Source organism: Pseudomonas sp. BF-RE-22 (assembly GCF_019956155.1).
GTDB lineage: Bacteria > Pseudomonadota > Gammaproteobacteria > Pseudomonadales > Pseudomonadaceae > Aquipseudomonas > Aquipseudomonas migulae.
Window position 1 is genome coordinate 107147 of sequence record NZ_JAHBDD010000008.1, and the last position, 15072, is coordinate 122218.

Annotated in this window: 13 protein-coding genes; 3 read left to right on the forward strand and 10 right to left on the reverse strand. The window is 60.3% G+C overall.

Annotation, left to right across the window (positions count from 1 at the left end; translation table 11 throughout):
* Positions 1–260 precede the first annotated feature (260 nt).
* From KGA82_RS05590 to KGA82_RS05600, 3 genes are all read right to left on the reverse strand, one after another.
* Positions 261–1286: a histone deacetylase family protein gene (locus KGA82_RS05590; RefSeq protein ID WP_223449868.1), complete on the reverse strand. Its 1026-nt coding sequence runs from the start codon at positions 1284–1286 to the stop codon at positions 261–263.
* Between the two features lie 150 nt (positions 1287–1436).
* Positions 1437–2666 (reverse strand): Zn-dependent hydrolase, encoded by a 1230-nt coding sequence (locus tag KGA82_RS05595; protein WP_223449870.1) that lies wholly within the window; start codon positions 2664–2666, stop codon positions 1437–1439.
* Positions 2667–2794: 128 nt separating this feature from the next.
* Complete coding sequence (locus KGA82_RS05600) at positions 2795–4105, reverse strand: MFS transporter (protein WP_223449872.1); 1311 nt, start codon at positions 4103–4105, stop codon at positions 2795–2797.
* Positions 4106–4266: 161 nt separating this feature from the next.
* Between KGA82_RS05600 and KGA82_RS05605 the strand changes: the two genes are divergently transcribed.
* The gene (locus tag KGA82_RS05605; protein ID WP_008027993.1) at positions 4267–5199 is read left to right on the forward strand and encodes a LysR family transcriptional regulator; all 933 of its coding nucleotides are present in this window, start codon (positions 4267–4269) and stop codon (positions 5197–5199) included.
* Here the strand turns inward: KGA82_RS05605 and KGA82_RS05610 are convergent.
* The 6 genes from KGA82_RS05610 to KGA82_RS05635 form a co-directional block, all read right to left on the reverse strand.
* Positions 5196–5807: an RraA family protein gene (locus tag KGA82_RS05610; protein WP_223449874.1), complete on the reverse strand. Its 612-nt coding sequence runs from the start codon at positions 5805–5807 to the stop codon at positions 5196–5198. The genes KGA82_RS05605 and KGA82_RS05610 overlap by 4 nt on opposite strands.
* Positions 5800–6192 carry a RidA family protein gene (locus tag KGA82_RS05615; protein WP_223437932.1) on the reverse strand — a complete coding sequence of 131 codons (393 nt, stop codon included), beginning with the start codon at positions 6190–6192 and terminating at the stop codon, positions 5800–5802. The genes KGA82_RS05610 and KGA82_RS05615 overlap by 8 nt, the downstream gene beginning before the upstream one ends.
* A gap of 18 nt (positions 6193–6210) precedes the next feature.
* Positions 6211–7590: an MFS transporter gene (locus KGA82_RS05620; RefSeq protein ID WP_223449876.1), complete on the reverse strand. Its 1380-nt coding sequence runs from the start codon at positions 7588–7590 to the stop codon at positions 6211–6213.
* Positions 7591–7709: 119 nt separating this feature from the next.
* Positions 7710–8639, reverse strand: coding sequence for a 2-hydroxyacid dehydrogenase (locus tag KGA82_RS05625; RefSeq protein WP_223449877.1), 930 nt, complete (start codon positions 8637–8639; stop codon positions 7710–7712).
* On the reverse strand, positions 8636–9391 hold the full coding sequence (locus KGA82_RS05630; RefSeq protein WP_008045063.1) for a class II aldolase/adducin family protein: 756 nt from the start codon (positions 9389–9391) through the stop codon (positions 8636–8638). The genes KGA82_RS05625 and KGA82_RS05630 overlap by 4 nt, the downstream gene beginning before the upstream one ends.
* Positions 9388–10689: an MFS transporter gene (locus tag KGA82_RS05635; protein ID WP_008028008.1), complete on the reverse strand. Its 1302-nt coding sequence runs from the start codon at positions 10687–10689 to the stop codon at positions 9388–9390. The genes KGA82_RS05630 and KGA82_RS05635 overlap by 4 nt, the downstream gene beginning before the upstream one ends.
* 156 nt (positions 10690–10845) lie before the next feature.
* Here KGA82_RS05635 and KGA82_RS05640 point away from each other — a divergent pair, with 156 nt between their 5' ends.
* Positions 10846–11802, forward strand: coding sequence for a LysR family transcriptional regulator (locus tag KGA82_RS05640; RefSeq protein WP_008028009.1), 957 nt, complete (start codon positions 10846–10848; stop codon positions 11800–11802).
* Between the two features lie 12 nt (positions 11803–11814).
* On the opposite strand, the gene mrdA is transcribed toward KGA82_RS05640, so the two are convergent.
* Entirely contained in the window at positions 11815–13707 is a 1893-nt protein-coding gene (gene mrdA, locus KGA82_RS05645) for a penicillin-binding protein 2 (protein ID WP_192228849.1), read from the reverse strand.
* Positions 13708–13972: 265 nt separating this feature from the next.
* Here mrdA and KGA82_RS05650 point away from each other — a divergent pair, with 265 nt between their 5' ends.
* Complete coding sequence (locus tag KGA82_RS05650; protein ID WP_008028013.1) at positions 13973–14896, forward strand: TIGR03571 family LLM class oxidoreductase; 924 nt, start codon at positions 13973–13975, stop codon at positions 14894–14896.
* Positions 14897–15072: the final 176 nt, after the last annotated feature.

Genomic DNA, 15072 nt, shown 5'->3' on the forward strand with positions numbered 1-15072 from the left:
CCGCCCTGCGCTTTTTTAAGTTCAGCGCCCTGCCGCAATCTTTACGTTAACGTCAGGGCGATGGCAAGTGCCTTACAGCGTTTGGGTTTCATCCGTTGCACCGAGTTATCGTTCTTCGCGGGCAAGTCGGGTCGCCGCACCGCTCGCTCCTACAGGTTCAGCGTCGCCCACAAACAGGCGAGCCAACTCAGGCACTGTAGGAGCGAGCGGTGCGGCGACCCGACTTGCCCGCGAAGGCGATCATCCAGGCACCCCACAACTCAGATCCGCCACACCTCGGGCCCGACAAAAAACGCCCGTGCATTGTCCTCAAGACTCTCCAGGTGATACCCACCCTCCTGCACAATCAGGCACGGCAACCCAAGGCTGCGAATCCGCTCACCCAGCCGCGCAAACCCTTCCCGCGTCACCGCCACTTTGCTCTGCGGGTCCAGCTCGAAAATGTCGAAACCCAGGGACAGCACCAACACCTCGGCAGCGAAATCCTTCACCGCCGCCAGCGCCACCTCCAGTTGCCCAAGAAAGTGCGCCTCACTCGAACCATGGGCCATCGGCAAGTTCAGGTTGTACCCCTCGCCCGCCCCGACACCGCGCTCATCCGCAAACCCGGCAACCCCCGGATAGAAGTTGGTCGGATCGCCGTGCACCGAGACATACAGCACGTCATCGCGGTCGTAGAAAATCTCCTGAATCCCCTGACCGTGGTGCATGTCGGTGTCGAGCACCGCGACGCGTTCAAACCCGCCGCGCAACACCTGCGCCGCCACCGCCGCGTTGTTCACATAGCAGAAACCACCGGCCGCTTCGGCCCGGGCGTGATGCCCCGGTGGACGGCACAACGCGTAAGCCGCCGGCTCGCCATCAAGCAACGCCTGCGCCCCGGCCACTGCGCTTTGCGCCGACCAATAGGCCGAACGCCAGGTCTGTTCACCCACCGGGCAACTGCCATCCGCGAGATAACGGGCGGCCTGAGCCAGGATTCCGCGCAGAGCGTTTGGCTCACGGACGAAGATGTTCGACATCACTTCGTCGCCCCAATCTTCCGGGATTTCCTTCCAGCGCTGATGCGCTTCCTGGAGAAACGCCAGGTACGGCGCACCGTGCACCGCCAGCAGCGGATCAAGTCCGGCATCCACCGGCTGCTCGACTTTGAAGCCCAGCGAGCGAGACGCCTGCACCAGTCGCTGCGCACGCTCCGGCACTTCCTGCGGCGTGCGCATCTGTCCGCGGGAGTAATAGCTGCGTGGATGGTGAAGCAATTGTTCGGGATGGAAAAAACTGCGCATGGGCCTGATTCCTGTCAGTTAACGTAATTCTCGAGTCCGAGTGCACCCTCCTGTAGGAGCGAGGCTTGCCCGCGAAGGCGGTGTGTCAGTCAAACGTCGATGTTGTGCTGACGCCTTCGCGGGCAAGCCTCGCTCCTACAGGGACCGGGTTTATTCAGTTCTGCCGGCGCGGGACAGCACGGCGTTGAGCAGCACGTCGGTGCCTTGCCGCACGTCTTCCGGCAGCACGTCTTCGGCTTCGTTATGACTCAAGCCTCCGACGCACGGGATGAACACCATCGCCGTCGGGCAGAATCGCGCCAGGTGAATCGCGTCATGCCCGGCACCGCTGACAATCGATTGCTGAGCGTAGCCCAGGGCATCCACAGCGTGCTGCACCGCCGCCACGCAGTCTGCGTCGAACGGTGTCGCCGGGCTGATCCAGTGCGGGGTGATCGTCAGGTTCAGGCCGCGACCGTCGGCAATCGCCTGCAGCCGCGCGCGCACTTGCTGCTCCATCGCATCGATGGCGTCGTCCCGGTGATGACGCAGGTCGACGGTAAAATTCACCAACCCCGGAATGGTGTTGCGCGACGACTTGTTGATGCTCAACTCACCGACGGTGGTCAGGCCCTCCGGGGCGAAATCGGTGGCCAGACTCTCAATCGCCTGAATCATCCGCGCCACGCCGTACAGCGCATCCTTGCGCAGCGGCATCGGCGTGGTGCCGGCGTGAGCGGCCATGCCTTCGACCCGCACGTCGAGCCAGCGAATCGCCTGGCCGCCGCTGACCACGCCGATGCTCTTGGCGTTGTCTTCAAGGATCGGGCCTTGTTCGATGTGGGCTTCAAAATACGCATCCACCGCACCGCCCAACGGACGCTCGCCGGCATAACCGGTACGCTTCAGCTCATCACCGACGCTGATGCCATCGGCATCACGCACCGCCAGCGCCGCGTCCAATTGCATGATGCCGGTGAACACCGCCGAGCCGAACATCGCCGGGGTGAAGCGCGCGCCTTCTTCGTTGGTCCACACCGCCACTTCCAGCGGCTTGCGGGTCTGGATGCCGAGGTCGTTGAGGCAGCGCACCACTTCAAGGCCGGCGAGCACACCGTACACGCCGTCGAAGCGTCCGCCTTCAGGCTGGGTGTCGAGATGGCTGCCCATCATCACGGGCGCAGCGTCCGGGTCAGTGCCGGCGCGGCGGGCGAACAGGTTGCCGATGGCGTCCACGCTCAGGGTCATGCCGGCTTCGCGGCACCAGTGGGCAAACAGTTCACGACCGGCCTTGTCTTCATCGCTCAAGGCCAGGCGGCAACTGCCGCCACGGGCGGTGGCGCCGATTTCGGCCATCGCCATCAGACTCGCCCACAGGCGTTCGCCATTAATCTTCAACATGAGGTTCTCCAAAAATATTCGAAACGACGATCCCCTGTAGGAGCCGGCTTGCTGGCGATGGCGTGCGTTCAGGCGATAAATATGTCGACTGACACACCGCAATCGCCAGCAAGCCGGCTCCTACAAGTTCAAATGGTGGCCAGCTCAGCGCGTTCAGCGCTGGCATGGCGACGGGCGAGGGACAGCACACAGACCAGCGAAGTCGCAGCAATCAGGCTGTAGAACAGCGCCATCGGCCACCATTGACCGGCGAATTTATGCGCCAGCAGCGTGCCGATCAGCGGCGTCAAACCACCGGCCACAGCACCACAGATCTGATACGCCAGCGAAATCGCCGTGTAGCGCACGCGGGTCTCGAACATGCCGCTGACGTACCCGGCGATCACCGCGTAGAACGACGCCATGCACACCACTGCCAGCGCGATGCCAAGGATGATCAGCGGTGCCTGGGCCGAGCTGACCAGCACGAACATCGGATAAGGCGAAGCCATTGCCAACAACGACACCAGGCACAGGAAACGCGTGGCGCCGATTTTTTCTGCGAGCCACGCCGCCAGCGGCTGGATGCAGAACTGAATGATCGCCACCACGAACAGGCACTCGAGGATCAGCGAGCGCGGCAACTGCAGTTGCTGGGTGGTGTAGGCGATCATGAAGGTGTTGGTGAAATACACCCCGGCAATCCCCAGGGTGTTGGCGCCGATGCACAGCAACAGCGGACGCCACGCGGTGCGCAGGACTTCCATGACCGGCGCCTGCTCTTTACGCGTGCTCTTGGCGGCGAGTTCGCGACTGGCGAGGAACTCCGGTGACTCGTTCACGCCCAGGCGAATCGCCAACCCCACCAGCAGCAGCAACGAACTGGCGAGGAACGGCAAGCGCCAGCCCCAGCTCATCAGGTCTTCTTCCGGCAAACGGGTGACTGCGCTGAATGCCAGCAGCGACAGGATCAAACCGGCCGGGCTGCCAAGTTGCGCAAAGGACGCGAAGAAATTGCGGCGACCTTTCGGCGCATGCTCGCCGGCCATCAAGACCGCCCCGCCCCACTCGCCACCCACGGCAATGCCCTGGACGATGCGCAGCAGAATCAGCAGTACCGGCGCTGCGGCGCCGATCTGTGCATAAGTCGGCAGCAAACCGATGCAGACCGTGACCACGCCCATCATCAGCAAGGTAATGATCAGCGATTTCTTGCGCCCGATGCGGTCACCGATGTGGCCGAAGATGATCCCGCCCAACGGCCGCGCGAAGAAGCCCACGGCGAATGTGCCGAACGCGGCCATGGTGCTGAACAGTTTGTCGTCGGAGGGGAAGAACAGCGCACCGAACACCAGCGCGGCGGCGGTGGCGTAAATGTAAAAGTCGTACCACTCGATCATGGTGCCGATGAAGGCTGCGGCTGCCGCACGACGTGGCTGGGAAGAAGCTGGGGGCTTCATGGTTCGGACTCCATTGATTGTTTTTTTGGCAGGAGAAAAGCAGTAAATCCAAGGCACTCTGACGGCGCCTGTCTGGGAGTGATTTATCGTCCCGAGGCTATGATTAGTCAATTTTCTATTTATTATGCGCAGTATTACGACAGCTTATAATCGAGAACCACATGGTCGAACGCGATGTGCAACGCCTGCTCAATGACCGACTGGACTGGAACCTGCTGCGCACCTTTCGGGTGATCGGCCAGGAGCTGAGCATCAGCCGCGCCGCCGCCCGCCTGCACCTGACGCAACCCGCCGTGAGCCAGGCATTGAAGCGTCTGGAAGAACAACTCGGTCGCCAACTGATCGCCCGTCGCGGGCCACGTTTTGCCCTGACCGAAGTCGGCGAGCAGATCTTCGCACTGGCCGGGGAAATCTATGGGCAGATGTCCCAGGTCAGCAGCGTGCTGGAGCAACCGGCCGACGAAGTGATCGGCAAGGTGCGCCTGCTGATCATCAGCCGGATCTACTCGGAACGCTTCGATGACTTCCTCGCGGACTTCCATCGGCAGCACCCGCGGGTCGATCTGGAGGTGGACGTGATGCGCAGCTCCGACATCGTCAGTGCGCTTCAGGAAAAAACCGCGACGCTGGGGCTGAGCCTCAATCGCCGCCCGCAACCGCGGCTGGAACAACGGTTGTTCCTGCGTCAGCGCTATGCGTTTTTCTGCGGCAAGCATCATGCGATGTTCGGCCAGCAGAACGTCGACCAAGGGGATTTGCAGCGGGAGAATTTCGTCAGTTTCACCAGCGACCAGATCGGCGGCATGCTCTCGCCGCTGACGATTTTTCGCGATCAGCAGGGCTTCAGCGGACGCATCGTGGCGTCGTCACCGAGCCTGGAAGAAGTGCGGCGACTGGTGATCGCCGGGTTCGGAATCGGCTGTTTGCCCGAGCACGTAGTGGCGGCGGACGTCGACGCCGGATTGCTCTGGCGCCTGCCGCCCCACGAAGGGATTGCCGACGTGGACATTCATTTGCTGTGGAACCGCGAGCAGCGCATGAGCCGGGCCGAGACGATATTCATCGAGAGCCTGCAACGCTGCCTGACGGCTTAGACCCGCAACACCTGCGCGACCGGTTCACCGGCGCGCAAACGTTCGAGCAAGCGCGGTTCGGCATGATCAGACGCCAGCGCCTGCTCGATGACACCGGCCGCGGTGTGCCAATCGAGAAACAGCACGCCGTTGTCGTCCGCCAGCACCAGATCACCCGGCTGCACGGTGACGCCTGCGCAGTGAATCGGCTGGTTGATCTGGCTGTCGCCGCGACCGTGCAGCTTGGTGGTCAGCAGGCTGGTGCCGCGAGCGAAAACCGGCAATCCGCCCTCTCGCAGCTCCAGCAAATCAGTCACGGCGCCGTCCACCACGATGCCCGCCGCCCCGGCGCAACTCGCGGCACAACTGGTCACCGCGCCGACCGGTGCGTGTTGCCAGTCGCCGCCGGTGTCGATCACCAACACGTCGCCCGGCTTTATCAGCGCCAACGCCCGGTTGACGGCAATGGCATCGGCGCCGACCAATTTCAGGGTTAGCGCACGGCCCACCAGTTTCACATTGGGCACCATCGCCCGCAGTTGCGAGTCGGCAAAACCCGCCTCCAGAAAATGGCCAAGGGTCGGAAAGCTCACCGCTTTGAACTGCTCGATCAACTGTGATTTATCCATGCTGCGGCTCCCTGGCAATCACCTCGGCCACACAGTCGATTTCCAGCGACACGCCCCACAGTGCCACGCACACCGTGGTTCGCGCCGGCGGCGCATGGCCGAGAAACTCGCGATACACCGCGTTGAACGGCTCCAGTTGCGCCGGATCGGTGAGGTACGCATTGACCTTGATCACGTGGCTGAAACCCGAGCCGGCTTCAATCAGGATCGCCTCGAGATTGCGCAAGGTTTGCCGCACTTGCTCGGTGAAATCGGCGGGCTGCTCATCGAGTGTGCTTTGGGCCGGAATCTGCCCGGCGGTGAACACCAGATGGCCGCTGACCACCGCTTGAGAGTAAGGCCCGACGGGGCCGATGAAGCCCGGAGCGGATTGAATTCTGCGCATGCTGTTGAGCTCCATGAATCAGGCCGCAGCCGATTTGAAAGGTTTGCGAACGGGTTGATCGTCGGCCGGACCCGCCGCCGGGATTTCGCTGATGTCGCGCTTGAACGTCTCGGTCAGCAGCAACAACGCCACCAAGGAAATCAGCGCCGCGCCGATCATGTACCAGGCCACCGACGAGCCTTTGCCGGTCGCTGCGAGCAACGCAGTGGTGACGATGGGTGTTGCGGCGCTGCCGAGCAGGCCGGACAGCATGTAGCTGATCGACAGTCCCGAATAACGCACGCGGGTGCCGAACAACTCCGCCAGGAAAGTCGCGATAGGCCCGTAGTTGGCGGCAAATGCGGTCATCAACAGCAAGTAGCCGAAGATCACCAGCGACAGCTCCTTGGTGTCCATCAGCCAGAACATCGGGAACGCGACCAACGCCTCGGCAACGATGCCGGCAACAATGATCGGCTTGCGGCCGAAACGGTCCGACAACGCGCCGAACACCGGCAGCATGACGATGCACCAGGCGCAGGACAGCAGCACCACGCCCAGCATCACGCTGCGACTGAAACCGAGATTCTGCGTGCCGTACGTCAGGCCGAACGCGACGATGATGTTGAACGACGCGCCGGTCGACATCGTCGCAATACCGCCGAGCACCACTTGCTTCCAGTACTTGCGGAAGACTTCGGCCAGCGGCATTTTCACCTGCACTTCCGCTTCCTTGACCTTGTTGAAGGCCGGGGTTTCGGCGATGTTCAAGCGGATGTACAAACCCACGGCGATCAGCAGCACGCTGGCCAGAAACGGAATACGCCAGCCCCAGGCCAACAGGTCTTCAGGCGACAGCCACGCGGCGATCACCAGGAACGCCAGGTTGGCAATCATGGTCCCGGCCGGGACGCCAATCTGCACCCAGGAACCGTACAGGCCGCGCTTGTTGGCCGGCGCATGTTCCACCGCCATCAACACCGCCCCGCCCCACTCACCGCCCAGCGCCAGGCCTTGAATCACCCTCAGCAATAACAACAGGATCGGCGCCCATATCCCGATGGCCGCGTAATTGGGTAACAAGCCGATCGCGAACGTGGCGGCGCCCATGGTCAACAGCGAAATCAACAACATTGACTTGCGACCCAAGCGGTCACCGAAGTGCCCGAACAATGCCGCGCCGACAATCCGCGCCAGGTACGCCGAAGCGAAAGTGCCGAATGCCAGCAATGTGCCGATCAGCGGCACGAAGTCCGGAAAGAACACCTTGTTGAATACCAGCGCCGAAGCGGTGGCAAACACAAACAGGTCGTACCATTCCACCGTGGTGCCGATGACACTGGCCACGGCAACTTTTTTCATGCTGATTGCAACTTCCGGCGGGGCACCGGACTTTTCTGCGGACGATAGATCGCTCATCACTGACTCCAGGAATTCTTCAGAACTCGTTTATTTAATTGTTTTGACTGGCAGTAAATCGTTTGAGAGTGAGGGATTGTTGTTATGTATCGCCCAACTGAGTGGGCGAGTTTTTATATTCAGTAACCCAGTAATCGGTCCGCGTTATTCAATAAAGGTTCGCCGGCATTTAAACGGCGGAAGTTCTCCGCAACTTGTTCGGCAATGCAGTCGTGGGAGGCTGCCGAAGCCATGTGCGGCGTAATCGTCACACCGGGCATTGTCCAGAGACGGTGATCAACCGGCAGTGGTTCTTGCTCGAAAACATCCAGCAGCGCGCCGCGCAGTTTTCCTCGTTTCAGGGCCTGTTCGAGGTCGTCGATATTGAGATGACCGCCCCGGCCGCAATTCACCAGCGCAGCGCCATTGGCCAATTGTTCGAAAGTTGAATGACCAAGAATGCCGCGGGTTTCGCTGGTCAGCGGCAACAAGTTGATCAGCAACTCCACACCCTCAAGAAACGGTTTCAGGCTTGCCGCACCGGCGAAGGTCTGCACGCCGTTTATCGTCTTGTCACTGCGCGCCCAACCACGAACGTCATAACCGGAAGCGGCCAGATCCTGAGCGATGGCGCTGCCCAGCGATCCCAGCCCCATCACTCCCACCTTGAATTGCCCCGCCGCCCGTTGCAGCGGCCGCTCCCAGCGCTGCTCCTGTTGCTGCAACAGCACATGATCGAAACCACGGTGATAGTGAATCACCGCCCAGCGTACGTATTCGGTCATGCCCTGACGGTGGCCGGGATCGACCACCCGGCACACCGGCAGATCCGGGCACGACGGGTCGTGATCGAGGTGATCAATGCCGGCCGCCACCGAGTGAATCACCTGAAGGTTCGGTAACGCGGCGAGGCTGCCCGGCAAAGGGAACCAGCACGCGGCAATCTGCGCATTTTTGGCCAGCGGATCATCCGCCAGCACGGTGGTGAGCTGCGGCGCGCTGCGGGCGAACGCGGCTTGCAGTTGCTTGAGCAGCAAGGTGTCGCGGGACAGCAAAACCACGGTGTTCATGACAGATAGGACTCGCGCTGGGATTCGATCAGAGTTAAAGCGGCCTCCCAGGCCAGGTCGATGATGTTGTCCTGCTCATCGCGGTCAAACTGCTCGGCGGTGTGTGCACACACTTCCGGCGACGGGTAATGCAACGCTGAACCGCCGGCCAGCGCCGCCACCTGCGCCTGACAGGCTCGCTCCAAAAAGTGGATCTCCTGGAACGCCTGAGCCACGCCGGAGCCGCCGACCAGCAAACCGTGATTGCGCAGAATCATTGCCCGGTGCGGCCCCAGATCAGCAATCAACCGCTCGCGCTCATCCAGCGACAACGCAATGCCTTCATAGGTGTGATACGCCAATTTGCCGTAGAACTTCAGCGCGTGCTGACTGATCGGCAACAGGCCCTGCTTCTGCGCCGCTACCGCCATGCCGGCGGCGGTGTGGGTATGGATCACGCAATTCAGGTCCGGACGGGCCATGTGGATCGCCGAATGAATGACGAACCCTGCGGCGTTGACCCGATGACCTTCGTAATGCGGATCGACGACGCGCCCTTCCTGATCGATGCGCACCAGATCCGAGGCGCGCATGCGGTCGAAAATCACCCCATAGCGGTTGATCAGAAAGTGATGCTCAGGCCCTGGAATCCGCAGGGTGATGTGGGTGTCGATCAAATCGGTCATGCGAAAGTGCGCGACCAGCCGATACAGCGCAGCCAGTTCGCAACGGGCCTTCCATTCAACCGGGCCGATGTGTTCAGGTTTACTCACGAATACACCTCTTTAGCAGCGTGGGTGACGACCGGGTTGGCGCGCAGGCGGGCCAGCCCGCAAACACCGATCAGGGACAGGGCCGAAAGCAAGGTGAAGAACACCGCCAACGGCAGCCATTGTCCGGAAAACTTGCTCGCCAGCAGCGTGCCGATCAGCGGCGTGGTGCCGCCGGCCAGTGCACAGCTCAATTGGTAAGCGATGGAAATGCCCGAGTAGCGCAGGTGCACCGGGAACGCCTGGGTCATGTAACCGGCGATCACCGCGTACAGCGCCGAAAGGATCACCACCGCGAGGGCGATGCCGAGGGTCATCAACAGGATGTTTTGCGTGCCTACCAGCAAGAACATCGGGTACGGCGTGACCATACACAGCAGCGCAACGAGCTTGAGAAAACGACCTTCGCCGATGCGCTCGGCGAGCAGTGCGCTGAGCGGTTGCGAGAGCAACTGAATGACGGTCACCAGGAACAGGCAATCGAGAATCGTCGAGCGTGCGATGCCCTGATACTGGGTGACGTAGGTGATCATGAAAGTGTTGGTGAAGAAGAATCCGGCCGAGCCGATGGTCACTGCGGCGGCAGCGAACAGGATCTGCCGCCAGCACGTGCGAATCACGTCTTTCACCGGGTATTTGGCGGTCTCGTTGTTGTCTCGCGCCTTGGCGAATTCCGGCGACTCATGAACGCCGGAGCGGATCATCAGGCCGACCATCATCAGCACACCACTGGCGAGGAACGGCAGACGCCAGCCCCAGGCCAGGAAGTCTTCGGGTTCGAGTGATGTCACCAGGCGAAAAGCAATCAACGCCAGTAACAAACCGGCCGGGCTGCCGAGTTGGGCGAATGATGCGTAGAAGGTTTTGCGCTTGGCTGGCGCGTGTTCGCTGGCCATCAACACGGCCCCGCCCCACTCGCCTCCGACGGAAATGCCCTGGATCAAACGCAGCACGATCAGGCCGATCGGTGCCCAGATACCGGCGCTGGCGTAGCTCGGTAACAGGCCGATGCCGGCAGTTGCCACGCCCATCAGCGCCATCGTCACCAGCAACATTTTCTTGCGGCCCAGACGATCGCCCAGGTGTCCGAAAACCATGCCGGCCATGGGACGGGCGATGAAGCCGACGGCGAAACTGCCAAAAGCTGCCAGGGTACTCATCACCGGGTCGCTGCTGGGAAAGAACACTTGCCCAAGCACCAACGCCGCCGCTGTGGCGTAAATGTAAAAGTCGTAGAACTCGATGGTCGTGCCAATGAAGGCAGCGGCCGCCGCTCGACGCGGCTGTGCGGTGGTGTGCATGCAAGGACCCTGTGTATTTATAGTTTTGGGCAGGTACTGAAGGCTGTTTACGGTTGCGCTCTGTGGCGCTTGTGGGCTTTATCGCTTCCATGCCAGGATTAGTCAATTTTCATATTCTTATCTTTACTATTAGCACTGCTACTACATGGAATTGTCATGACCTCCACTAACCCCTGGGTGGGCCGACGTTTTCTGAATGATCGTCTCGACTGGAACCTGCTGCGCACCTACCTTGTGATCGGCCAGGAAGGCAGCATGAGCCGTGCCGCAGCGCGGTTGCACATCACGCAGTCAGCCGTCAGCCAAGCGTTGAAACGGCTGGAAGAACAACTGGAATGTGTGTTGATTGCCCGTAGCGGGAGACGGTTTGACCTGACGGAAACCGGGGAAGAAGTCCTGCGCATTGCGACGGATATCTACGGCGATATTTCGCGGTTGGGCACCGTGGTGGAGAGTCGTCACGATGACGTGGTCGGCAAGATCCGCATCCTCACCGTCAGCGGTGTTCAGGCGCGGCATTACGACGAGTTCCTCGCCGATTTCCATGAAACCCACCCGAAAATCGAGCTGGAAGTCGAGGTGATGGGCAGCTCGAACATCATCAGTTCGTTGCTGCAGAAGACCGCGACCATTGGCGTCGGCCTGTGTCGTTTACCGCAGCCGCGGCTGGAACAGCGGGTGCTGTTCCGCGAGCGTTATGCGTACTTTTGCGGGCAGCGTCATCGGCTGTTCGGACAAGAGAATCTGACGCTGGAACAGCTCGCCGCAGAAAACTTCGTCAGTTTCACCAGCGACCAGCTCGGCGGAAATCTTTCGCCACTGACGCTGTTTCGCGACCAGCAGGGTTTTACCGGCAAGATCGTTGCTTCATCGACGAGCTTCGAAGAGATTTACCGATTGATTTGCGCAGGTTACGGGATTGGCTGCCTGCCGACGCATTTGGTGAAAAGGGATGTCGAGCAAGGGTTGCTGTGGCGATTGCCGCCGGAGGATGGGGTGGTGGATTTTGATATTCAGCTGCTGTGGAATCGCGAGCAGAAGATGAGTCAGGCGGAAACCGTGTTCCTCGAAAGCTTCCAGCACATGCTCAGCATTCGTGAGCCTGTGCTGTGAAGCCTTGATCGGTTAAACGTGAGGATCGCCAGGCGGTTTGCTCGGCGTGGCGTATTGCGGTTTCAGGTGGCCGTCCTGATCGAGTAACCAGGCGTCCATGATCTGTCGCACCACAGGCCCGGCGACGCGACCGCCGGCCTCGCCGTTTTCGATCATCACCGAGATGACGATCTTCGGGTGCTCGGCTGGCGCGAAGCCAACAAACAAGGCGTTGTCGCGGTTCCGCTCCAGGGTTTTCGCCCGGTTGTAGCGCTCACCCTGTTTGATCGCGACCACTTGCGCGGTACCACTTTTCCCGGCGATGCGATATTGGGCACCTTGGGCCGCCGCTCGGGCGATCCCGCGAGCGTCGTGCATGACCATTTGCATGCCGTGGTTGACCTGCTCCCAGTCACGCGGGTCTTTCAACAGGATGTTTGGCATCGGATGCTCATCCACTGGCGTCACACCATCCACGGTCTTGGCCAGGTGCGGACGGTTCCAGACACCTTTATTGGCGATCAGCGCGGTGGCTTGAGCCAGCTGCAGCGGCGTGACCTGCATGTAACCCTGGCCGATGCCGAGGATCACCGTTTCGCCGGGGAACCACGCCTGACGGCGCGTGGCACGCTTCCAGGCCTGAGACGGCATCAAGCCGGCAGACTCTTCGAACATATCCAGCGAGACCTTCTCGCCAAGCCCGAACATCGCCATGTAGTCGTGCAGGCGATCGATGCCCAGCTTGTGCGCCAGGTCGTAGAAGTAGGTGTCGTTGGAGCGCATGATCGCCGCGTCCATGTCCACCCAACCGTCGCCGCTGTGGTTCCAGTTACGGTACTTGTGATCGAAGTCCGGGAGCTGGTAATAACCCGGGTCGAAGACGCGGGTCTGCGGGGTCACGACACCCGCATCCAGGCCGGCAATCGCCACTTCAGGCTTGATGGTCGAACCGGGCGCATAAAGACCGCGCAGCACGCGGTTGAACAGCGGCCGGTCGATGGAGTCATGCAGTGCCGCGTACTCCTTGAAGCTGATCCCGGTCACGAACAGATTCGGGTCAAAGCTTGGCTTGCTGACCATGGCCAGCACTTCACCGGTCGATGGATCGAGCGCGACCACTGAACCGCGACGATCACCCAAGGCTTCTTCGGCGGCTTCCTGAAGTTTGACGTCGAGGCTCAGGACGATGTTTTTACCAGGCACCGGATCGGTGTGTTTGAGCACTCGCAGCACGCGACCCTGGGCGTTGGTTTCGACTTCTTCGTAACCGACGTGGCCGTGCAATTCTGATTCATAAAATTTTTCAATCCCGGTCTTGCCGATGGATTGGGTGCCTCGGTACTCAACAGTGTCCAGGGCCTTGGATTCTTTCTCGTTGATTCGACCGACGTAGCCGATGGAATGGGCGAAGTGCGCGCCCATCGGGTAATGGCGAACGAACTGCGGCTCTACGTCGATTCCGGGCAGGCGGAATTCGTTGACGGCGAGTACGGCGATTTGCTCTTCACTGAGTTCGTAGAACAGCGTGACAGGCACAAAGGGGTGGCGCGCCTGCTTCATCGCCTTGTCGAACAACGTCCGGTCTTCAGCGGGCAGGTGCAGGAGATTGACCACCTCGTCCAGCTCCTCTTTGACGTCAGCGGCGCGTTCACGGGTGATGGTCAGGTTGAAACTGGGGCGGTTGTCGGCGAGGACCACGCCGTTGCGGTCGTAGATCAATCCGCGCGTGGGGGTGATCGGCAATACGTGTACGCGATTGTTTTCGGAGATGGTCGAGTGATAGTCAAACTCGACGACTTGCAGCACGTACAGGCGCACCACCAGTGCGCAGGTGATAGCGACGACGAACAAGGCGCAAGCCATCAGTCTTTTGTTGACCAGGCGCGTCTCTTTTTCGTGGTCCTTGATCGGTATCGGTTGGGGCATTTCTGCAGCTGCTCTTTAACTAAAAAGGGGCGCCGATCCGTAGGCTTGAAATCAGTCCGTTAAAAAAACGAGCTGCACCATACCAAAAACCGTGCGGTCACTTTAGTGCGATTTCCTCTAACGGTTGTCCTTGAGGGCCAAAACGACGGTTGGTTTTTTCTGACTCGTGCGATTTGTTCAAAATTGATATTCCGATTCATGCATTTTTCTTGCAGATAGGCCTGTGGATACTGGGTGCATGTCATTCCCTTTTTGGAGTCATTTCATGCACCCACGATTTACACGATTACTCGGCTCGAACGGTTTTTCCATTGGGCTGGAGCTGCCACTGGATAACGATTGGTCCAGCGACGGCCAGCGCCGACGAATTGCCGAAGACCGCCCTTTCGGTGTTCCGGATCTGAAGCAACATGCAGCGATGGCGAGGCTGGCGGACAAGGCTGGGTTCCGTGCTCTGTGGGTCCGCGATGTACCGGTTTACGACCCGAATTTCGGCGATGCCGCACAGGTTTTCGAAACCTTTTCCTACCTTGGATACCTGGCCGGAATCACCGACAACATCATGTTGGGTACGGCGGCGGTTGTACTTCCATTGCGTCAGCCTTGGCTCACCTTGAAGTCAGCAAACAGTGTTGATGAGTTGAGCGATGGGCGTTTACTGCTTGGCGTGGCCAGTGGTGACCGACCGATGGAATATCCGTTGTTCGGCGTGGATTACGATCAGAGGGGAGAGATTTTTCGCGACACGGTGGAGTTGTTGCGCGACCAGGGTGAAGGCCGCCTGCCTGAAGGTGCGCACTTGCTTCCGCAACGAGATGAAGCGGCTCCATTATTGGTGGCAGGTCTTGGTCAGCAATCACCCGCATGGATTGGTGAGCACATGGATGGCTGGCTCGCCTACCCGGGTACGCCAGATGAACATCGGCGTCGAGTCGGGTTGTGGCGCGAGGTAGGTGGGGATAAACCTTACATCAGCTTTGTCCACCTTGATCTGGCAGCCAATCCTCACGCCCCGATGCGACGTGTGCGTTTCGGCGGCATTTGCGGGCGGTTGGCGCTGATTGATGAGCTTCAGGCATTACGTGAAGCCGGGGTACAACATGTAGGTCTGCATGTGCGTCGTAGCGAACGCCCGGTTGCCGAGGTTATTGAAGAGATTGCTGAATACGTTCTGCCAAAGTTCCACTGACAATGCAGTGCCTTCAAGGGTCGCCAATGTGGCTGCCCTTTTTTTCGCCACTTTCCTGCGGGCAAAACAAAACCCCAACTGCTTTCGCAATTGGGGTTTCGGAATTTAATCTTGACGATGACCTACTCTCACATGGGGAAACCCCACACTACCATCGGCGATGCATCGTTTCACTG